Raw genomic sequence first — 21,193 nt, forward strand, 5'->3', positions numbered from 1 at the left:
TTAACATAAAAACATTTCGAAACCAACTAATTTTATAGTTAAACTACCTCAAATGAATAAAATACCAAGAAGAATTGTCACAGGAATTAAAGACAATAAATCTGTCATCATAGAAGATCAAATCGTTACAAACGTAAAAGAACATTTCAATGAGTTGTTTATTTCTGACATTTGGAGTACACAACAAACTCCAGCAAATTTGGGCGATGAAGTACAAATTCCGAATACTATTTTTCCTAATACGCCGAAAAATGGAACTTATTTTAGATATGTTTCTATTCCACCAGATAAAGATTTGGGAATTGAAGAAGTAAAAGGTCAACCACATCCATTGATGCATCAAACTGATACATTAGATTATATTATTATTCTTTCGGGTGAATTAGTTTTGATTATGGATGAAGGAGAAACGGTTTTGAAGCCTGGTGATATTGTGATACAAAGAGGAACCAATCATGCTTGGAGCAACAGAAGTAACGAACCTTGTATACAATTAGCTATTTTGATTGATGCTTCAGTAGATTAAAGCGTATAAAACTTTAGAAATTGTCGTAATTTTGCTTTTATGTATTTGAAAGAACTTAAAGCGCGACAATTCAAGAATTTTGATGAAAATAATTTCGAATTTTCACCAAAAATTAATGCATTTGTAGGACAAAATGGGAAAGGCAAAACCAATGTTTTGGATGCTATTCACTATTTGGCTTTAAGTAAATCATATCTGAATCATTCGGATGCGATGAATATTCAGTTTGAGTGTGATTTTTTTACATTAGAAGGAACTTTTGATCGAAATGAATCTGATGATGTGATTTTCTGCTTAGTTCGTTCTGGTCAGCCCAAACAATTAAAACGAAATTCGAAATCGTATGATCGTATTTCTGATCACATTGGTCAATATCCTTTGGTGATGATTTCGCCTTACGACAGCGATTTAATCAAAGAAGGAAGTGAAGTAAGACGCAAATTTTTGGATAATATTATTTCGCAATCAAACAAGCAATATTTAGCTGATCTAATGCGATACAACAAGGTTTTAGTTCAACGCAATGCTTTGCTAAAATACTTTACTGCCAATAATACATTTGATTCAACTTCTTTAGAAATTTATGATGAAGAATTGATTCATTTAGGAAAAAAAATACATGAAGTTAGAAAAGAATTTATTCAAACTTTTTTGGATGCTTTCTTGAAATATTATAATGAAATTTCGGAAGGTCGAGAAAAAGTGAACATCGAATATGTTTCTCAGCTTAATGATGCACCTTTTGAAACGGTTCTGAAAGAAGCTTTATACAAAGATCGTTCTGCACAATATTCAACAGTCGGAATTCATAAAGATGATTTGTTGTTTACGATTACCAATTATCCAATCAAAAAATTTGGTTCGCAGGGTCAACAAAAATCATATTTAATCGCTTTGAAATTAGCACAATTAGAAGTCATCAAATCTTCATTAAACATCACTCCTTTATTATTATTGGATGATATTTTTGATAAATTGGACGAACATCGTGTAACACAATTGATAAAATTAGTGAACGAGGAACGTTTTGGTCAAATTTTCATCACCGATACACATCCCGAAAGAACGGAGCAAATCATCAAACAAATTAATTCTGAAAGTAAAGTTTTCCGTTTATGAAAAAGTATGAAAAAAGAAGTAATCAGCAAACGCTTGGTCAAGCTTTGGAGCATTTCATTAAACAAAGTGGAAAGGAAGAATTGATTTGGGAAGTGAAAGCGGAAGAAGCTTGGAGAACGGTAATGGGAAAATTTTTCGAGAAATATACTGATCGAGTTGAAGTAAGACAAAGAATTTTATATGTAAAAATCAACTCTCCTGCGATGCGACAAGAATTGATGATGGGAAAATCAAAAATCATTGCGAATATCAACGAGGAGCTAAAAAAAGAGTTTTTAATTGATGTCAAAATCTACTAACAATGCCTTACATCGAACATTCTAGTTATCCAAAACCTAGTTTTCTCAACCGAAATTCGCACTACTCTACCATTTATCCAGCAAAATTCAAGAAATACCCTATTCCAAATTACACAAGAGAAAAAATCACAACTGATGATGGTGATTTTCTGAATTTGGATTGGCGATTTCAAAATAATAAAGACAAATTAATCATCCTTTTTCATGGATTAGAAGGCGATTCTAAAAGAACGTATCTTAACTCGTGTTCTGATTATTTTTACAACAAAGGATTTAATATCCTAGCTTGGAATCATAGAACGTGTGGAGGTGAAATGAATAACACTTGTCGTTTGTATCATCATGGATCAATTGATGATGTACACAGAGTTGTAGAAAAGGTATTGAAAGAAAATTATCAAGAAGTTTACTTAATTGGTTATTCGATGGGTGGTGCTTTGGTTTTGAATTATCTTGGAAATTACGACATAAATAATCGTGTAAAATGTGGTGTTGTTTTTTCTGCACCTATTTCTCTAAAATCTTGTGCTGATACATTGAAAGTATTTCCGAATACTATTTATTTCAATAATTTCAAACGTACTTTAGTTCCAAAATTTAAAGCAAAAGCAGAGCAATTTCCCGGTGTATTGAACGAAAAAATGATTGATAAAATCAAAACTTTTGATGAAGTGGATGAGTATTTTACAGCTTCTTTACATGGTTATTCATCCAAAGAAGATTATTACCATAAAGCTTCGCCTGCAACTGTTTTAGATAACATTAAAACACCTTGTTTGGTTATAAATGCAACAAATGATCCATTTCTGGGTAAAGATTGTTATTCTATCGAACGTTTCAAAAGCCATAAATTCTGCACATTTGAAATGCCTAAATATGGTGGACATTGCGGTTTTCCTTTAGAAAATAATTTGCATTCTTGGGCAGAGATAAGAGCTTGGGAATATATCCGTAATATCTAAGTGAATTTAAAAACATAAAAAAATCCCCTCAGTGAGGGGATTTTATTTTTATATAAATCTAAAATATTATTTTTCGTAACCTGGGTTTTGAACAATTTTAGTATCTACAATATTGATTTCTGCTCTTGGAATTGGGAAAGCAATAAGGTTTTTATCTACAGATGCAGGTACAAATGATTTGTCTCCCCAACGTAATAAATCCCATTGTCTTTGTCCTTCTCCAATTAACTCTCTTGAACGCTCTTTCTTAAGATCGTCCATTGTTACTGAATTAATTGTAAGTAACTGATCTTCTACAGATTTCTCAGAACCATCAGCATTTTTAATTGGTAATAAACGTAATCTTAATAAAGTTTTGTAATAATCTAAAGCTTTAATAGGACTTCCTCCATTTAATTCTGCTTCAACACCATTTAAAAGAACTTCTTCGTTACGCACCATTTTGATGTTATCATTACCCGAACCATTTGTATATTTTCCTGAAATAAACCAGTTTCCATTACCTTTAGTTGGGAACTCTGTAAACAAAGTTTTTCTTACATCATTATTAGCATACAAACTTTCTACAACATCTTTTTTAGGTTGAATATTAGCATAACCACCATATTGTAATCTATAACCATATGAAGTAGTTCCTAATGAAGCAACTTGACCTACTGCTAATTCGAAAATTGAGTTAGAAGCTGCACCATTTAAAGTATAATTAAATGATTCTTTTACTAATCCAGCTGAAATTGGCGCTGCATAACCTGCAGCAGCTAATTCATTTGTTAATTGTCTTACTTTAGCGTAATCTCCTTTGTATAAATAGAATCTAGACATTAAAGCTTTTAAAGCAGGAATGCTTAAATCTGTTTTTCCTGAAATTGCTAAAGGAGTATTTGTAGACATTAATGCAAGTGCTTTATCGAAATCTGCAACAATTTGAGCTTCAGTTTCAGCGATAGTAGCACGAGCCATTTTAGCTTTAGGATCATATTTTGTTGGTAAAACAACACCTAAATTACCTCCTGTATACTTTTGTCCGTACAATCTTAATAAGTCAAAGAAACCAATTGCTCTTAAACCATATGCTTGTCCTTGAGAATAATAAGATCTTGATTTATCTGTATCTGTCCCAGTGAATGCAGCAACATCAGAATTAATCACAATGTTTGTCTTAGCAATCATCTCGTAAATTTTATTCCAAGTGTTAGTTGCATAAGCATCAGTAGATAGCATTGTATAATTTTGGATGTTTTGGTAATAACCTCCTGCCAAATTACTATACATTTTATCAGATCTAACCTCTCCGAAAGCTAAATAATCAGCTCCATAATAGTTTGTTGATCTCATTGAAGCATAAGCACCTTTAACAAATGCTTGAATTTCTTGTAAATTTTTCAAAGGAGCTTGCTCAACTGATTGATGAAACTCTCTATCAACAAAATCATCACTACAAGAAACGCTTAATGATAATACTGACGCTGTTAATATTGCTATTGTAAATAATCTTTTTTTCATTTTTAATTTTTTTTAGAAACTAACGTTAACACCTACTAAGAATGTTTTCAATACTGGTAAACTTAAGTTTGTGTAACCAGCAATGTTTGTCTCAGGATCAAATTTCAAATCTTTATCAAATCTGTGTGTCCAAGCATTATTTGCCATAACATACATTTGGATAGAATTTAATCCAGTCCCTTGTAACATTTTAGAATCAAAAGAATAAGATAATCTAGCATTACTTAAACGAATGTAATCTGCATCATACATAAATCTAGTCGAAGCTTGATTAGATCTTTTATTTCCTCCATAAACTGGTTTAGGATTAGAAGCATTAGGGTTATCTTTTGTCCAATAATCTCCCATTACATCACCATATCCAGGATAGTTGATTGTATATTGTCCGTCACTGAATGAGTAAGAAGCCCAATCATCATAAATTTTTCCTCCGAATCCGAAAGTAAACTGTAAATCAAGTGCGAAACCTGCGTATGCTAAAGTTGTGTTTACACCTCCATATACATCACTAATAAATGAACCTTGAATAGCTTGTTCAGCTAAATTATAGTTATTCGTCGTTTCACCATCTTTACCATTTTTGTACCATAATGGATCTCCATTAGCAGCATCTACACCAGCCCATTTTCTTAAGTAGAACGTACGAACTCCTTGACCTTCTGTTAAAATAGTAGTTGATGTTTTTACATCTCCTCCATATAACTCAGTAATCTCATTCTTTAACGTAGATAGATTAACTCCTAAATTCCAGTTAAATTGATTACGATCACCTCTAAAGATATCTGCATTTAAAGAGAATTCAAACCCTTTATTTACTAAAGTTCCGATATTATCAACATAAGACGTCATACCTTGAGATCCTGATAAAGGTAAACTATAGATTAAGTCTTTTGTTTTCTTGTTGAAATATTCTGCAGAGAATTTAATACGATCATTTAAGAATCCGAAGTCAACACCAACATTTAATGGATTAACTGTTTCCCATGATAAATTTGGATTAAAGAATCCTCCATAAGAAGCTGCAGCTGCATCATTGTAGTTTGTTGTAAAACTATATGTTGCATAAGGATTAGCAGAAACTTGGTTACCTACTTTACCATAAGAAGCTCTTAATTTCATCATAGAAATTGTTTTACTATCTCTTAAGTTACCTAAACGTGCAAGATCTACTCCAAGACCTGCAGACCAGAAGTCTCCAGCTTTTTGTCCTGGCATGAATTGAGATAAAATATCACGACGGTAAGATGCATCAACTAAGATTAATTTATCATAATCATAGTGAGCTGTAGCAGCATACCCCCAACGAGAGTTAACTCCTCTATCACCTCCATAACCTAATGGAACAACAAAGTTTGTTAAAGTTTCAAGTGATGGAGAACCAACGTTTTGAGCTGAAGCATTTAAGAATTTTTGATCTGCTTTGTAAGCCTCTTGAATTAAAGACACACCTACATTATGTAAATCAAATTTTTGGTTCCAGCTAACAATATTTTGTACGTTGAAGTTGAAATATCTACTTACATAAGCATTATTCATACCTCCTCTTGCTCCTGCACCATCTCCGTGTAATGGGCTATAGTATCTATCTTCTTCTATATTAATATATTCTGGAGCAAATACTAATGTATATTTAATATTTTTCCAAATATCATATTCAGCTTTAAAATTAGCAAAAATTCTTGCTGTTGCAGCTTTACTATAGTTTAAATCTAATAATGCAGCAGGGTTAAATTGGCTATTTGACAATCTTCCTGTTGTTGGATTCCAGTAGTAAGATCCATCAGGATTTCTTACAGGATCCGTAGGTCTATTAAAATATGATGATAAAATTGGGTTTGCAAATCCACCTCCATCTGGTAATGTTCTCATATTAGAGTAAGACATCTGGATATCAGTAGATAATTTTAATTTATCTGTTGCTTGATAAGAAACTTTGTTAGTAAAAGCTAAACGTTTATAGTTTGAGTTTTTAATAACAGATTCTTGTTTGAAGTAGTTTGCAGATGCATAGTATGATAATTTATCATTCGCTCCTGATACATTGAAATCTACGTTTTGTTGGAAACCTTTCTTTTGTGTTTCTTCTTTCCAATTCGTTGAATACGGAGATTTGAAAATACTTGCAAAAGTAGCATTCACTTTACCAGCTGCTATATCAGCATCTGTATAGCTTGTTCCTAAATAATTATTAACTTGATCTTTTAAGTATGTTTTATACTCGTTAGCCGAAAAACCTCTATAAGTATCTACTGCACGATCATTCCAACCAATACTTGAAGCGAAGTTAAATTTAGCAGCTCCTTTTTTACCAGATTTAGTTGTAATAATAATAACCCCTGCACCAGCATCAGCACCATAAACTGCCGTAGAAACAGCATCTTTAAGAACTGTTACACTTTCGATATCATCAGGATTCATAGAAGCCAAGATGTTACCAGTTGTACTGTTTCTTGTTAAATCACCACTTGAAACACGTACACCATCAACAATCCAAATTGGCGATGTTACACCATTGATAGAAGAAATACCACGTACACGTACACTTGCCATACCACCTGGTTGCCCTGAAGCATTACCTGTTTGTACACCTGTTACACGTCCTTGTAACATTTTATCTACAGAAGCAACAGGAACATCTTCGATTGCTTTTGAAGTCATTGTACTTGTAGATCCTGTAATCTCTTTAACAGATTTTGTTAAACCAAAACCTACTACTACTACTTCTCCTAAATCTACGTTTTCTTTAACAGATTTTAATACACCTAAGTTTGTAGATGTAACTTTAAATTCTTTTCCATTAACAACTAAAATATCTCCTACTTTAGCGTCAATGTTAAAATTCCCGTTTTCGTCTGTGTAAGCAACTTTGTCTGTACCTTTTACAATAACTTCTACATCAGCCTCTGGGAAATTATCTGCATCGTTAACTACACCTGTTACCTGGGCAAAAGCAAAAGTTCCTAACCCTAGGAATGCTAGTAAGCCCAAAGATGTTAATCTTCTCCTCATAGTTTTAATTTTTATAACATTTAGGACAAAACTCTAACTTTTTTTTAAGATTTCCAAAAAACATATTACTATTTTTTTTGATTTTCAAATATTTTTAAAAAAAATGTCTAATATTTTTACAATTACACAACTTTATTCTATTTCATACTTAATATGATAATTAAAATAGCTAATTAATGAAAAAAGACAAATTTAACACAATCCTGTATTAGTTTATTGATAATTTAATAGCTATAAATATTGAAGTCTTAAAATTATTTAACCAAAATATCAACGTTAAATAATTCTGAATTTTTAATTAATAAAATTCATGCCTAGATCAGTATAAAATTAAAAAAGACAGCCAAATGGCTGTCTTTTTTAATAAGAGTATAATTTAAATTACTTAACAAACTCTATGTCATCAATATTTACACGTAAACGATTATTGTTTGATCTTAAAAAAGACTTATTAACTAATTTAACCGAAACCCTGTCAGTAGAAGCCGCATTAATTGAAAACTCTAATGAGTTTAATTTGCCTCTTTCACTAGTTTTCTCTCCAACAGATTTCCATGTAACACCAAAATCAGTAGAGATTAACACCTCTAATTTGATTTCTTTATCCGCATCTGTACTTTCGCTAAAAGTAGCTCCTCCAAATTTTACTTTTAATGTTTTAAGACCAGTTGCAAAAAATTTCGATTGTATAAAACCATCTACTGTTGATGTACCTCTTAAACGAACCGAACTAGTTCCTGATGTTTTTAAGTCACTATCAGATGGATCGAAAACTCCTCCATCAGAAAAAATCCAAGTTCCAGTTGACAATGCTAAATCCGCGACATTATAATTATTTTTCTTAGCCAACTCAAAATCTTCTTTTGTTCCTTTTATTTCTTCTACACCTTCTGGTAAAATTGTAAAACGAGCTTGATCAAATTTTACATCTTTTGTATCACGAATAAACAATTGGTAAGTAGAATTGTACTTAGAAACCACAACTGTTATAGCACCACTACCGTTTGGTAAAGCATCTCCGGCCCAACTTGCAAAATTAGAATTACGTAAATCTGTTTCTCTTCCTTTTTTATCAACCAAAACTCTGTTTACAGTTTCTGTTGCTGTTCCGTATGTTTTGTCAATTTCTGGTTGTTTAAACTGAATACCTTCTATTGTAACTAATGTATTTAAATTAGCAGGTTTCAAAGCATCAGCTAAAGACGTAACAACTTTTGGTTTAATCGCCTGTATTGGTTCGCACGTTTTTACCATATAAGTTGAAATAACAGTACTTGGAATACGACCAACAGGATATTTAGGATCTACAGAACCAATTTTCATTACCCCTCTGTCAGTTGCAACAATTAAACCTTTTAGATTAATTTGTACTTGTGCTCCAATTGGATAATTATTAAATAACTTATCTCCTGCAATTTCAATCTGAATTCCTGTTGTAGGATTTTCAACCTTATCTTGTAAAGAAATTGTACTATAAAAGTTTCCTGTTTCGTCACTAGAGATAACATAAGCTTTAACGATTAACTCTTCTGCAACCGCTCCGTTAGCATCCAACTTAATTCCTCCAGCTGTAGCTTTTGCAACTAAATCTGCTAAAGATATATTTGCTTGCGGCAAATTACATTCGATAGGTGGTGTTGCATAATCATCGTCTTGCACACACGATTGTGTAAAAAATAAACCAGCGCTTAATGTTAAAGCGATTGATAATTTTGTGATTGTATTATTCATCTTAAATCTTGTTCGTAGTTAATAAATTAAAATCTGAAATAAATGTTCGCAAAATATGTTGTACCCATTCCGTAAAACATTTTCGATCCAAACATGCGTTGGTAGTTTTTGTCAATAGCATTGTTATATTTCCCAATACGCATTTGCTCAAAACCTCCTGTTACGTAGTTTTTGTTATTCAATACATTATTAATAGTACCTGAAATTCCGGCTGAATATTTACCTATACGGAAAGTTTTCCCAAGATTAAGATTCAACATAAATTCGTTACTAAATTTTTCTTGTTTCAATAAACTTTTTAATCCTTCTTCTGTTATTCCATTAATTGGAACTCCATTTTGTGTAGTAAAGCTTATTGTTCTTCTGTAAGGAGAAGGATCCGTATAATTATTCATTAAATAATTTCCAGAAATACCAACCCACCAAAATTTAGGATCACGATATTCCGCTCCTAAAGAAAATCCTGATTGCGGACCTGAAGCCACTTTGTAATTTTCTAAGTAAGCTGTTCCGTAATTTTTGTAAGGAACTCCATTAATTCCGAACTCATCAGAATATAAATTATAACTCGGATTGTCTTTGTATACATATTGACCGATAGATGCAACTGCAGATAATGTAAGAACTGGTAGAACTTGTGCTTCAACAGCCAATTCTGTTCCCAAATATTCTTTTCCAACACCTGTCATTACCTCAGACACAAAAAGTTGTTCCGAAGCTCCGTCAATGTATCCAAAAGCTTTTTCTATTTCATCTTTCGTTCTTGTATAAAAAGCTGTTGCGCGCGCCTTAATACGTGGCGCTCTTAGGATATACGAAATATCACTTGAAAAAACTTTCGCACTTTCTATACCATCTACTGAAACATCGTTAAGACGAGCATTTGGGAAAATTTCGTCCGAAGTTGGCGCTTCTGTTTGATACATTACATTTGCTTGAACAAAATTTCGCCCATCAAGTTTTAACAAGAAGTTAGATTTCACTCCGAAATTTGTAAAATCATAGGTTTTACTTTTTCCGTAAGAGTTATCTTTATACATCTCATTTTGGTATTTACCATCACGATAAAACTTAGTTAACGAAGCTTTCATTCCGATTGTTACATCCAATAACTTTCCTTTGATCTTAGATTGCGCGTACAAATCGGCATAATCACGATTGATTTCGTAATAATACTCTTGTTTATCACCTTTCTTGGCAACATAATCAGGATCCAATAAATTATAATTATAGAAATGATTTACTGGTAAACCCGTTGTCACATTAAAATCATCAACATTTAATACATATTGAGCTCCTAACAAATCTTGAATTTCACGATATAGTTTAGATTTCGTATTTTGATAAGATGCTGCAATTGTTAAATCGATATCATTTGATAATTGCGTCTGAAAGTTAGTATACGCCGTTGCTATTTTATCTTCGTTAACATCTGCTGTTAACCAATAAGCAGCTCTACCATTCGCACTATTTTCATTCGCACGATACATACTTCCCCAATCTAATTGAGAAATTTGTCCGCTTTTCCATAATTGTTCTCTATCCGAAATAGCTGCTGCATTTGCTCCATTAAAAGCTAAATAACTTGGCATATTTCTATAATAAGTTGGCGACGGATTATTTGCCTTAAACCAATCTAAACGTGATCCACTATCTTTCCCGAATTGATACGATATTGTAGTTGTTAATTTAGATTTATTGCTAATATTCCAGAAGTGCGTCAACATATTTACAGGTTCAAACGTTTTCTTTACACGTTCGTTACGCTTGTCTCCATCTTGCCATCCCCAATAAGAATTGTAATAAATTCCCATCATATCCACAACTTCTTGTGTATTTGGTGATCCTGTAGAACGACGAGTAGGCGCTCCAAAACTTGTAAAATTAAGGGTATGTTTATCGTTGATTTTTTTCTCAATTCCTACAAAATAAGCGTAAGCATCATAAAAAGTTCCTTCTATAATTCCTTCTTTCGCCCAACGTCTACTTCCCGAAACCATAAAAGCCCAACCGTTGTCCATCATCCCTGTATTATAGGTTGCCATAACACGATTTCTATATGAACGATTTGTGCTCGAATAAGCTAAACTTGTTCCTTTACGCATTGTAGAAGGACGAGTATCAAAATTTGTAACTCCTCCTAAATCACCAAAAGCGTAAGAAGAAGGTTCAATTCCATACGTTAATTCATCTGGACGACGAGTCACATCATTAAGACCTCCCCAGTTACCAAATGTAGCGCGTCCATTATCCATTTTGTTCATACGAACGCCATTAAAATGTACATCGCTATATTTATTATCTAAACCTCTTGGTTTAAACCAATACGAACCAAGTTCGTAAGCAGATACGCGTGCAAAAACATCGCGAGAAGATTGTAAAAGTCCTGAATTAGAAGCTGTAGAACTTTCGTCATCAGACAATTCATCGTCTGTCAAGGTAATAATTCCAACTTCTGCTGTATTTGGATTAAAAGTTAATTTTATATCACCTAAGTCTAACTCTTTTTGACCTGCTACAGTGATTACTTTTTCAAAAGGATCATATCCTACGCCATAAACTTGCAATTTGTATGTTCCATCAGGAATATCAACAAACTGAAAATAACCTATACGATCTGTTATGGCAGCATCCGAAACCGCTCCTCCGTCTAATCGTACAGTGAGGTTATACACCTCTTCACCTGTAGCAGCATTTTTAGCTACACCAGTAACCTTTGTCTGCGCCTGCGCCATAGCTACAGTAGCAGCAAAGAGTGAAATACTTAACAATAATTTGTTCATTCAAACGAATTTTTATTTATAAATTAGCTATCTTAAAAGATAATCTTCCAAAATTAATAATTTTACAATAGACATCATATGATTAAAATTAATAAATCTTTAACATTTTTAGTAATTTTAAGCGTTTATTTAACTTCGAGTATAAAAGTAGAAGCACAAACTAAATTTGCAAGTGCAACTGTTGCTTTTTACAATGTTGAAAATACTTTTGACACAATAAAATCTGTTGGTTATATAGACGGAACTTTAAACTATAATGACCCAAACTATCATATTCAGATTGCTGAAGCTGATATTCCCAAATATCAAACAGAAGAGTTTAAACAAGCTTACACGTATGAAAATATTAGTGGAAAGAAAATCATCAGACCATTAATCTTACAAGAAGAATTTTTGCCTAATGGTAAAAAAAGTTGGAATACAGAGAAATATTTCCAGAAAGTGAATAATATTTCAAAAGTTATTAGCGAATTAGGCGCTGATGTAACAGGCTCTGCTCCTGTAATAGTTGGTCTTTGTGAAATTGAATCTAAAGAAGTTATTGAAGATTTTGCCAACTCATCTTTCCTTAAAAAATACAATTATGGTGTAGTACATTTTAATTCATTTGATGCACGTGGAGTAGATACTGGCTTGATGTATCAAAAATCTCGCTTCAAAGTTTTAGACGCAAAACCTCATCCAATTTATATATATGATGCAGATGGTAGCAGAAAATATACACGTGATATTTTGCAAGTAACAGGATTATTGGACGGAGAAGAAATCACTTTTTTGGTCAATCACTGGCCATCTCGTAGTGGAGGCGAAAAAGTTTCGATGCCATCTCGCATGGAAGCTGCTAAAGTTATGAAAGGAATTTTTGACGAATTGAAATCAAAAAATCCAAATGCTAAAGTAATTGCGATGGGAGATTTTAATGATGATCCAACGTCTCCAAGTATCAAAAACACTTTTGATCCAGCTGGTGAATCTTCAACTGTAAAAGAAAACGGATATTACGATCCGATGTTACCATTATTCAAAAAAGGTGTCGGAACATTATCTTATCGTGACGCTTGGAATTTGTTTGACCAATTTATTGCAACAAGCTCACTAACAACTGCAAAAAAAGATTACTCAAGTTATAAAATTTATAAAACAGAAGTGTACAATAAAGATTACCTAAAAGCTACAGAAGGCGCGTACAAAGGCTCACCTAATCGTATGTGGAGCGGTGACACGTATCGTGCAAATGGATATTCTGACCACTTTCCTGTTTATACAATCCTATTAAAAGAAATAAAATGAACAAATTAGATCAATTATTCGATCAAAAAAGCAACAATCTTATCACAATATATACCACTGCTGGATACCCAAATTTAAATGACACACCAACAGTTATAAAAGAATTGGACATTAACAAAGTTGACATCATCGAAGTTGGAATTCCTTATTCTGATCCTTTAGCTGATGGACCAACGATACAAGCTACAAGCGAAAAAGCTTTGGCAAACGGCATGACGATAGCTATTTTATTTGATCAACTAAAATCTGTTCAAAGCGAAATTTCAGCTCCAATTGTTTTGATGGGATATTACAACCAAGTGATGACTTTTGGATTAGAGAAATTCTTACAAAATTGTCAAGAAAGTGGTGTTTCTGGTTTAATTTTACCTGATATGCCTTACGAAATTTACTTGGCGCAACACAAAGATTTATTTGAGAAATATGATCAAAAAGTGACTTTTTTGATAACTCCTTTAACAACTGAAAAACGCATCAAAGAAATAAATGATGCAACATCTGGTTTTGTTTACATTGTATCGAGTTCTGCAACAACCGGATCAACAAAATCTAACTACAACGAAGATTTTTTATCTAAAGTAAAAAATTTAGGCCTAACAAAACCTCATCAAATAGGTTTTGGAATATCAACCAAAGAAGATGTTGAAAAAGCATGGAGTTTTGCGAATGGAGCAATTATAGGAAGTGCTTTTTTAAGAGTTTTAGATAAAGTTGAAAATAACCTATCTGAATCAATCAAAGATTATATCAATTCTTTAAAATAAGAACATAAAAAAATGCCTTCATTTACGAAGGCATTTTTTATGCTATATTTTGGATTATTCTACAATTAAGATAAAATAATTCTTTTTCCCTTTTTGTAATAAAACATATTTATCAGCAATTAAATTTTCTGCTGTTAAAACAAAATCTTCACCAATTTTTTCTTTGTTTACAGAAATAGAATTCGCTTTCAATTCGCGACGTGCTTCCGAATTTGATTTTAAGAATCCTGTTTTATCTGCTAAAGATGAAACAATATCTAAACCAGCTTCAATATCTGCTTTTGCAACTGTAGCTTGTGGCACACCTTCAAAAACTGATAAGAAGGTATCTCCGTCTAATTCTTTTAAATCTTCTGAGGTTGATTTTCCGAATAATACTTGAGATGCTTTTTCTGCTTTACGTAATTCATCAACACCATGAACTAAAATTGTAATCTCAGTTGCTAATTTGCGTTGTAATTCTCGTAAATGTGGCTCTTGACGGTGACGCTCGATTAAATCATCAATCGCTTCTTTTTCTAAGAATGTATAAATTTTGATGTAACGTTCTGCATCCGCATCCGCTTGATTTAACCAAAATTGATAAAATTTATAAGAAGAAGTACGGTTTTTATCTAACCAAATATTTTCGCCACCTTCTGATTTTCCAAATTTAGTTCCGTCAGCCTTAGTCGTTAATGGGCAAGTAAAAGCAAAAGCTTCTCCTTGTACTGTACGACGAATTAATTCTGTTCCTGTTGTGATATTTCCCCATTGATCAGAACCTCCCATTTGCAATTTTGCACCTAATTCTTTGTACAAATGCAAGTAATCGTATCCTTGAATCAATTGATATGTAAATTCTGTGAAAGACATTCCGACATTTGATTCAGAAGAAAGTCTTGATTTTACAGAATCTTTCGCCATCATATAATTTACTGTAATGTGTTTTCCGACATTACGCGCAAAATCGATGAATGAAAAATCTTTCATCCAATCATAGTTATTCACCAATAAAGCTGAATTACCATTGTTTGTATCAAAATCTAAGAAACGAGCTAATTGCGCTTTAATACCAGCAACATATTTGTTTAATGTTTCTTCGTCTAACAAACTTCTCTCAGCTGCTTTACCGGTTGGATCTCCGATAAAACCTGTTGCTCCACCAACTAAAGCGATTGGACGATGTCCGTGACGTTGTAAATGAACCAATAAGAATATAGGAACTAAACTTCCTACGTGAAGAGAATCTGCTGTAGGATCGAAACCTACATAACCAGAAGTCATTTCTTTATTTAGTTGTTCTTCTGTTCCTGGCATAATATTGTGAACCAGTCCTCTCCAAGTCAATTCTTCAATTAATGGATTCATAGTATTTAAAATATATTTTTTTATCAAATTTTTACGAGTTGCAAAGTTATGATTTTTAGATTGATAATAATAGTGTTTAAAATAAAAAGTCAAGGTTTTCCTTAAGGAAAACCTTGACTTGGCTATATAATTATATGAGGATAAAATTATATTAAAATGTTATGAAGGGTTTTGTTTAATCAATGGATTAGAGTTAATCTCTGCCTGTGGAATAACCCATTGCCATCTTAAATCAGAAGCTTCAATAGTGTAAACATTGTTAATCACAGTTGTATTGTGATTAGCTCCTGTACGATCTAATTTCTGACCTAAACGTTTTAAATCAAAAAATCTAAATCCTTCACCCCATAATTCTAAACGTCTGTTTAACAAAATCTGTTGATAATATGCATCTCCAGTTGTTGTAAAGTTAGTGAATGATGTATCTCTCGCTTTAACTAAAGTTGTTAATACTGTTTTAGAATTTGCTTCTTGTCCTAGTTTATACAAAGCTTCTGCCTCAATTAAATACATCTCAGCAACTCTCATAAATGGTACATCCCCTAAAGAAGAAGACGTGCTTTCAGATAAAAACTTCTGAGAAGTATATGGAAATAATGAGTAACTAGAAGGAAGTCCTAAAGCAGTGTGTTTTCCAGTTGGATCAACAACTTGTACACGTACATCTGTTGATGGAAAAGCATTATACAATTTAGTATTCATTACTTTCGGAGCAGTTCTAATCTGTGTAGAGTTATAGTTTCTTGACATATAAGCATGGAAGTTTCCAAAATAATCTGTCTGATCAGAAATAATCTTAACACCCCACATCCATTCAGGATTAGAGTAATCATTAAATCCAGCTTTATATTGTGCTTGAGACATTAAAGTTAAAGTTCCTCTTGCTTCTTTCGCAAATTGTGCTGCTTTAGCATAGTCTTGTTGAACTAAAGCTACACGCGCTTTAATTCCTTTTACATTTGCTAAAGAGAAATGCGATTTATTTGCTGCTGTTTTACCTGTTAATAAAGCTTCAGCTTTATTAAGGTTAGCCCAAATCTCTTCATATGTTTTTGCTACTGTTGCTCTCTCTTTTGGAGTTACTTCAGTTGGGTCATCTCTTAAAACAATACCATCATTTGCGTTAGCATCACCTGCAACATATCTTTTTCCGTAAGTTTGAACTATTTGGAAATATGCAAATGCTTTATACGCATACGCTTCACCAATCGCTTTATCTCTAAGTACAGGATCTCCTGTTGCTGCTGGTCCGTATGTAATGATATTGTTTGCATTTTTTACCATAGCATACCAAAATGTCCAAGGATAAGATGCAGTACCTGCGTTAGTATTTACTTGAGTAATCCATCTAATTTCATCTCTAAACCACCCATTACCAACAGAAGGAAAAACAACATCTTCTCCCATTACATCAGAAATAATTAATTGAGCTGTGTAACCATTGTTACCCTGAGATGAATTTTGTCTAACATACATATTTCTATGCATCCCGTTAACTGCAGCCATTAAATTGTCGGCAGTTGAATAAATTGTTTTATCTCCTACTGAAGATGTAGGTGTTGTATCTAAGAAATCATCATTACATGAAGTAAAGAACAAAGATGATACAACTAAAGCTGATATTAATATTTTAAATTTTTTCATTTTTTTTAAAAATTTCGATTAGAATGATACATTAACCCCTAAACTAACAGTTCTTGATGGTGTATAACGGTATGTTGTTGTACCAGAGAAAGATTGAGACGGCTCTAAACCTTTCTTAGCAGTCCAAGCATATAAATTCTCTCCTGCAACATAAACTCTAAAGTTTCTTAACCCTACTGTATCTAACAATTTTTTATCAAAATTATAGCCTATTTGAGCTGATTTAATACTTAAATAGTCTGATTTTACTAAAAATCTTGAAGATTGTGCACCAACACTAGTGTAATTACTTGTACTTAAAATCGGAACATTTGTAATATCTCCAGCTTTTTTCCAAGCTCCTAACATATCAACATGTTGTGATTGCCCCTGAGCATATCCATTCATTAAAGAAGCATAGTTTGAGTCATATGTTTTTCCACCTAACTGATAGTTTAACATTACATTCAAATCAAAATTTCCGTACTTGAATGTATTTGATATACTACCAAATACATCTGGAATAGATGACCCTGAATATGCATATAATGCATTATTATGGTTAGTTGTCATTAATACTCCATTAACTGTTCTTGAATTACCGTCACTTCCTTTTGTTGGATCTTGAATAAATAATCCAGCTCCATCAGCAGGATCTACACCGTACCATTGGCGTAACCAAAAATCATATAAAGATCTTCCTTCTGCAATTCTTTTAGTTCCACTAATAATTGCGTCATCTTTACCTTTTGGCATTTTGATCATTTCATTCTTATTAGATGCAGCAACAAGTCCTAAATCCCAAGAGAATTTATCATTACGAACTATACCAATATTTAACGAAAGTTCTAATCCATTGTTACGCATTTTACCAATATTCCTGTAAATAGAGTTACCTGGTACACCTGCAGAGTTTGGCACTGGCTCAGCAAAAATCATATCAGAAATATCTTGAAGATAATATTCTATCGAACCAGAAATTCTTCTTTTCAATAATGAGAAGTCAACTCCTATATCAAATGAATTTTTAGACTCCCAAGTTAAATTAGGGTTACCTACTTGACCTAAATATACTCCTGACTCACCTCCATTATTGTATCCTAAAGAGTATAAATCTAAATCTACTTGATATCCAGGTTCAGCACCAATACCTCCATCATTACCAACTTGACCATAAGACCCTCTTAACTTCAACTCATTAACAAATTGAGAATTAGCTAAGAAAGCTTCTTTATGAATATTCCATCCCGCACCAACTGACCAGAAAGTTCCTTGATAATTTTGATCAGAGAATCTCGACGACTTATCAATACGTAAAGAGGCTGATAAAAGATATTTATTTGCAAAATCATAGTTTAAACGTGCAAAATATCCTTCTTTTCTAATAACATAATTGTAACCTAAAGAAGATGTTGGTGTTAAGAAGTTCGACATTTCATAAATTCCTGAAACTGTCTCACCAATTTTTCTTAAATATCCGTAATCAACTGTTCTATCAAATGATTGATGTCCTAAAATGGCATCAAAGTTATGGCTACCAATAGATTTTTTATAATTTAAGATTTTATCCCAAGTAATACCTGTGTACTTATATGTAGTTAAAGTTAAAGCAGCAGTACCTGATGCATCTCCAATTACTTTATTACCATACTCTTTGAAAGAATAATTTCTTACATCATAACTAAGAGAAGTTGTAAATGTTAAACCTTGAATAATTTTAAACTCTGCAAAAAATCTTGAGTTAATTGCATTCGTATCTTGTTTATTATTATTTAATAAAGTTTCTTGTAATACATTTCGTCCAGCACTTGCAGAAGCCCCTCTACCTCTTGTAGAGTTACCATCGTATACTGGATTTCCTTCTGAATCATAAACACGTTGCCCTTTAGCATCGTATAAAAATGGCGAATAAATTGGCCCCATTGCGCGAGAAAACCAGAACGGATTGATATAAGAAGATCCTCCACTGTCATCTGCTAAAGTTGATTTAACTAAAGTTCCAGATAAATTTGTTCCTAACTTTAACCAATCAGTCACTTGAGTATCTATATTAGCTTTTGCTGTATAACGTTCAAAATCAGATTTTATCACATACCCTGTTTCTTTAGAATATCCAAAACCAGCGTAGTAACTTGTGTTATCTGAAGCTCCTGAATAATCAACATCATATTTCTGGAAAGTACCAACTCTCTTAATATAATCTTGCCAATTAAAGTCATTGTACAACATTGGAGAATTTGTTAATACTCCATCAACAACAACTTTATCATTTGCAACACCATAGATATTATTCTTTAAATTATCTTTAATCAAAGCTCCAGATGCATAAGCATTTGCTTGAGCTAAAGTTGCATTTGCTGTTGTAGCTAAATAACCATTGCGCATTGCTTCCCAAGCTGTAACGTAATAATCTCCAGCACCAATTCTTGAGTACTCAGGAATTGCTCTCGTAACTACCCCTGTATTAGAAGAAAATCTAAAAGCTGGTTTCCCTTTTTTTCCTTTCTTAGAAGTAATCATTACAACTCCATTCGATGCAGAAGAGCCATATAATGATGTAGAAGCAGCATCTTTTAATACTGTTAACGACTCAATATCATTAGGATTCAAATCTTGTAAACTACCTGTAAAAACAGCACCATCAACAACATATAAAGGTGTTGAAGACAATGAATAAGAACTTACTCCACGAATTTGAACGCTTAATCCAGATCCTGGTTGTCCAGATCCTGTAGAAACTTGAACTCCAGATACAGTTCCATCTAATACTTTAGCAACATTCGATATAGGTCTATTTTCTATATCTTCTGCTTTAATTGTACCAACTGCACCTACTACTGTTTCTTTCTTTTGTACACCAAAAGCAGTTACAACTGTTTCTCCTAAGTCAACAATTTCGGATTTATCTGGTTTTAAAACACCTAAATCATTTTTAGAAACGATATATTCCTTTCCATCAATAATTAATGTATCACCAATTTTAGCATCAATATCAAAGTTACCATTCTCATCTGTATAAGCAACCTTACTCGTTCCTTTTACAGTAACCTCAGCATCTGCACTAGCAAATCCGTTCACGTCATTTACTGTTCCTTTTACTTGACCAAAAGCAATTGCGCTAAGACCAAGAAAAGCTAACAAGCTTAAAGAAGTTAATTTTTTTCTCATTAGTATCTCATTATTTTATAGTGCAATGATAATATTAAATTAACACTTTTTCATATTTTTTTTGATAAATTAACATAAAATAGAAAACTCTTCATTTTTTTGGGTTTTTTTTGAAAATTTTTTAATATTTACAAAAAATAATTGATTTTTTTCATCTACCCATGCAAATATTATTCGACAATAAGAAGCTCAAATGGATTAACTTACAGAATCCTACAAAGATTGAATTGAATGAAATTGCTTCCCAATATTGTTTTCAAAAACTAACAATAGAGGACAGTTTAGAGCCTGGACATTTGCCAAAATATGAATCAGATGATTCAAATATTTCTTTTTTGCTAATTCGATTCTTTGACAAAGAGCACAGAATGTTAAAAAATACTGTACGCGAATTTAGTCATAAAATCAGTATTTATTTTGGTCCAGATTTTATAATAACTGTTCATCAAAAGGAAACAGATATTTTTGAAAAAATTCAACAAAAATATCTTTCAACTCTAGATCCATCAAAAGTAACATGTAAAGGAATTTTGTATCGTATTATTTCAGAAACCATCAAAACATACGAAGATCCTGCATATCAAATGGATGAAGAAGTTAACCAACTAGAACATTTGATTTTTACAGACGATTTCAGAAAAATTAAACTTCCTACTTTATATAAAATTAAAAGAGAAGCAACTGCTTGCAAAAAAATACTAGATTATATGTTAGAAGCACTGAAAGAATATCGTGCAGATAACAAAAAGACAAGTTCTTCCCAGGATTTGTACGAAGAAAACGTAAAAATGTTGCATTTGCATTCGCAAATTGTAGATGATGTACAAAGTTTATTAACCATTTACCTTTCATTAAATGGACAAAAATCAAACGAAATCATGCAAACACTTACTGTTTTCTCTGCGTTTTTCTTACCCTTAACTTTTATCGCTGGAATTTATGGAATGAATTTCGATTTCATGCCCGAGTTAAATTACAAATTAGGCTATCCAATTTGTTTACTTGTCATGTTATTAGTGGTAATTTTTATTTACTTTTGGTTCAAGAAAAAAAGATATTTATAATT

14 protein-coding genes are annotated in these 21,193 nt (G+C 32.3%); 7 read left to right on the top strand and 7 right to left on the bottom strand.

All coding sequences use genetic code 11. The annotated features are described in order from the left end of the window. The first annotated feature begins 52 nt into the window (after positions 1-52). Genes QHG34_RS10720 through QHG34_RS10735 form a run of 4 tightly spaced genes read left to right on the top strand, consistent with a single transcriptional unit; the run spans position 53 to position 2,906 of the window. Positions 53-526, top strand: coding sequence for a cupin domain-containing protein (locus QHG34_RS10720; protein WP_282630188.1), 474 nt, complete (start codon positions 53-55; stop codon positions 524-526). A 39-nt stretch (positions 527-565) separates the two neighbouring features. After that, on the top strand, positions 566-1,645 hold the full coding sequence (gene recF, locus QHG34_RS10725) for a DNA replication/repair protein RecF (RefSeq protein ID WP_282630189.1): 1,080 nt from the start codon (positions 566-568) through the stop codon (positions 1,643-1,645). Beyond that, complete coding sequence (locus tag QHG34_RS10730; protein ID WP_282630190.1) at positions 1,642-1,944, top strand: DUF721 domain-containing protein; 303 nt, start codon at positions 1,642-1,644, stop codon at positions 1,942-1,944. The genes recF and QHG34_RS10730 overlap by 4 nt, the downstream gene beginning before the upstream one ends. 2 nt (positions 1,945-1,946) lie before the next feature. Beyond that, positions 1,947-2,906, top strand: a complete 960-nt coding sequence (locus tag QHG34_RS10735) for a YheT family hydrolase (protein ID WP_282630191.1) — start codon at positions 1,947-1,949, stop codon at positions 2,904-2,906. Positions 2,907-2,972: 66 nt separating this feature from the next. On the opposite strand, the gene QHG34_RS10740 is transcribed toward QHG34_RS10735, so the two are convergent. The 4 genes from QHG34_RS10740 to QHG34_RS10755 form a co-directional block, all read right to left on the bottom strand. Then, positions 2,973-4,409, bottom strand: a complete 1,437-nt coding sequence (locus QHG34_RS10740; RefSeq protein ID WP_282630192.1) for a RagB/SusD family nutrient uptake outer membrane protein — start codon at positions 4,407-4,409, stop codon at positions 2,973-2,975. Between the two features lie 12 nt (positions 4,410-4,421). Beyond that, positions 4,422-7,418, bottom strand: coding sequence for a SusC/RagA family TonB-linked outer membrane protein (locus tag QHG34_RS10745; protein WP_282630193.1), 2,997 nt, complete (start codon positions 7,416-7,418; stop codon positions 4,422-4,424). A 381-nt stretch (positions 7,419-7,799) separates the two neighbouring features. Then, positions 7,800-9,149, bottom strand: coding sequence for a DUF5689 domain-containing protein (locus tag QHG34_RS10750; RefSeq protein ID WP_282630194.1), 1,350 nt, complete (start codon positions 9,147-9,149; stop codon positions 7,800-7,802). 26 nt (positions 9,150-9,175) lie between these two features. Continuing rightward, positions 9,176-11,932 carry a carboxypeptidase regulatory-like domain-containing protein gene (locus tag QHG34_RS10755; protein ID WP_282630195.1) on the bottom strand — a complete coding sequence of 919 codons (2,757 nt, stop codon included), beginning with the start codon at positions 11,930-11,932 and terminating at the stop codon, positions 9,176-9,178. A gap of 78 nt (positions 11,933-12,010) precedes the next feature. On the opposite strand from QHG34_RS10755, the gene QHG34_RS10760 reads away from it, so the two are divergent. Together QHG34_RS10760 and trpA are read left to right on the top strand one after the other, a co-directional pair. Then, positions 12,011-13,222: an endonuclease/exonuclease/phosphatase family protein gene (locus tag QHG34_RS10760; protein ID WP_282630196.1), complete on the top strand. Its 1,212-nt coding sequence runs from the start codon at positions 12,011-12,013 to the stop codon at positions 13,220-13,222. Next, positions 13,219-13,986 carry a tryptophan synthase subunit alpha gene (trpA, locus tag QHG34_RS10765; protein WP_282630197.1) on the top strand — a complete coding sequence of 256 codons (768 nt, stop codon included), beginning with the start codon at positions 13,219-13,221 and terminating at the stop codon, positions 13,984-13,986. The genes QHG34_RS10760 and trpA overlap by 4 nt, the downstream gene beginning before the upstream one ends. Positions 13,987-14,040: 54 nt before the next feature. Here trpA and tyrS read toward each other — a convergent pair whose 3' ends face one another. The 3 genes from tyrS to QHG34_RS10780 form a co-directional block, all read right to left on the bottom strand. After that, positions 14,041-15,336: a tyrosine--tRNA ligase gene (tyrS, locus tag QHG34_RS10770; RefSeq protein WP_282630198.1), complete on the bottom strand. Its 1,296-nt coding sequence runs from the start codon at positions 15,334-15,336 to the stop codon at positions 14,041-14,043. A 159-nt stretch (positions 15,337-15,495) separates the two neighbouring features. Continuing rightward, positions 15,496-16,980 carry a RagB/SusD family nutrient uptake outer membrane protein gene (locus tag QHG34_RS10775; protein WP_282630199.1) on the bottom strand — a complete coding sequence of 495 codons (1,485 nt, stop codon included), beginning with the start codon at positions 16,978-16,980 and terminating at the stop codon, positions 15,496-15,498. Between the two features lie 18 nt (positions 16,981-16,998). Beyond that, positions 16,999-20,127, bottom strand: coding sequence for a SusC/RagA family TonB-linked outer membrane protein (locus QHG34_RS10780; RefSeq protein WP_282630200.1), 3,129 nt, complete (start codon positions 20,125-20,127; stop codon positions 16,999-17,001). A 161-nt stretch (positions 20,128-20,288) separates the two neighbouring features. Here QHG34_RS10780 and QHG34_RS10785 point away from each other — a divergent pair, with 161 nt between their 5' ends. Continuing rightward, entirely contained in the window at positions 20,289-21,191 is a 903-nt protein-coding gene (locus QHG34_RS10785; RefSeq protein WP_282630201.1) for a CorA family divalent cation transporter, read from the top strand. The last annotated feature ends 2 nt before the right edge of the window (positions 21,192-21,193 follow it).

It is taken from the genome of Empedobacter sedimenti (assembly GCF_030005555.1).
GTDB classification, from domain to species: Bacteria; Bacteroidota; Bacteroidia; order Flavobacteriales; family Weeksellaceae; genus Empedobacter; species Empedobacter sedimenti.

What these genes read in the sequence shown, in the direction of transcription:
- recF (WP_282630189.1), top strand. Translation starts at nt 566, where the DNA reads ATGTATTTGAAAGAACTTAAAGCGCGACAATTCAAGAATTTTGATGAA.
- QHG34_RS10755 (WP_282630195.1), bottom strand. Translation starts at nt 11,932, where the DNA reads ATGAACAAATTATTGTTAAGTATTTCACTCTTTGCTGCTACTGTAGCT.
- QHG34_RS10785 (WP_282630201.1), top strand. Translation starts at nt 20,289, where the DNA reads ATGCAAATATTATTCGACAATAAGAAGCTCAAATGGATTAACTTACAG.
- QHG34_RS10780 (WP_282630200.1), bottom strand. Translation starts at nt 20,127, where the DNA reads ATGAGAAAAAAATTAACTTCTTTAAGCTTGTTAGCTTTTCTTGGTCTT.
- trpA (WP_282630197.1), top strand. Translation starts at nt 13,219, where the DNA reads ATGAACAAATTAGATCAATTATTCGATCAAAAAAGCAACAATCTTATC.
- QHG34_RS10775 (WP_282630199.1), bottom strand. Translation starts at nt 16,980, where the DNA reads ATGAAAAAATTTAAAATATTAATATCAGCTTTAGTTGTATCATCTTTG.
- QHG34_RS10750 (WP_282630194.1), bottom strand. Translation starts at nt 9,149, where the DNA reads ATGAATAATACAATCACAAAATTATCAATCGCTTTAACATTAAGCGCT.
- QHG34_RS10735 (WP_282630191.1), top strand. Translation starts at nt 1,947, where the DNA reads ATGCCTTACATCGAACATTCTAGTTATCCAAAACCTAGTTTTCTCAAC.
- QHG34_RS10720 (WP_282630188.1), top strand. Translation starts at nt 53, where the DNA reads ATGAATAAAATACCAAGAAGAATTGTCACAGGAATTAAAGACAATAAA.
- QHG34_RS10740 (WP_282630192.1), bottom strand. Translation starts at nt 4,409, where the DNA reads ATGAAAAAAAGATTATTTACAATAGCAATATTAACAGCGTCAGTATTA.
- QHG34_RS10760 (WP_282630196.1), top strand. Translation starts at nt 12,011, where the DNA reads ATGATTAAAATTAATAAATCTTTAACATTTTTAGTAATTTTAAGCGTT.
- QHG34_RS10745 (WP_282630193.1), bottom strand. Translation starts at nt 7,418, where the DNA reads ATGAGGAGAAGATTAACATCTTTGGGCTTACTAGCATTCCTAGGGTTA.
- QHG34_RS10730 (WP_282630190.1), top strand. Translation starts at nt 1,642, where the DNA reads ATGAAAAAGTATGAAAAAAGAAGTAATCAGCAAACGCTTGGTCAAGCT.
- tyrS (WP_282630198.1), bottom strand. Translation starts at nt 15,336, where the DNA reads ATGAATCCATTAATTGAAGAATTGACTTGGAGAGGACTGGTTCACAAT.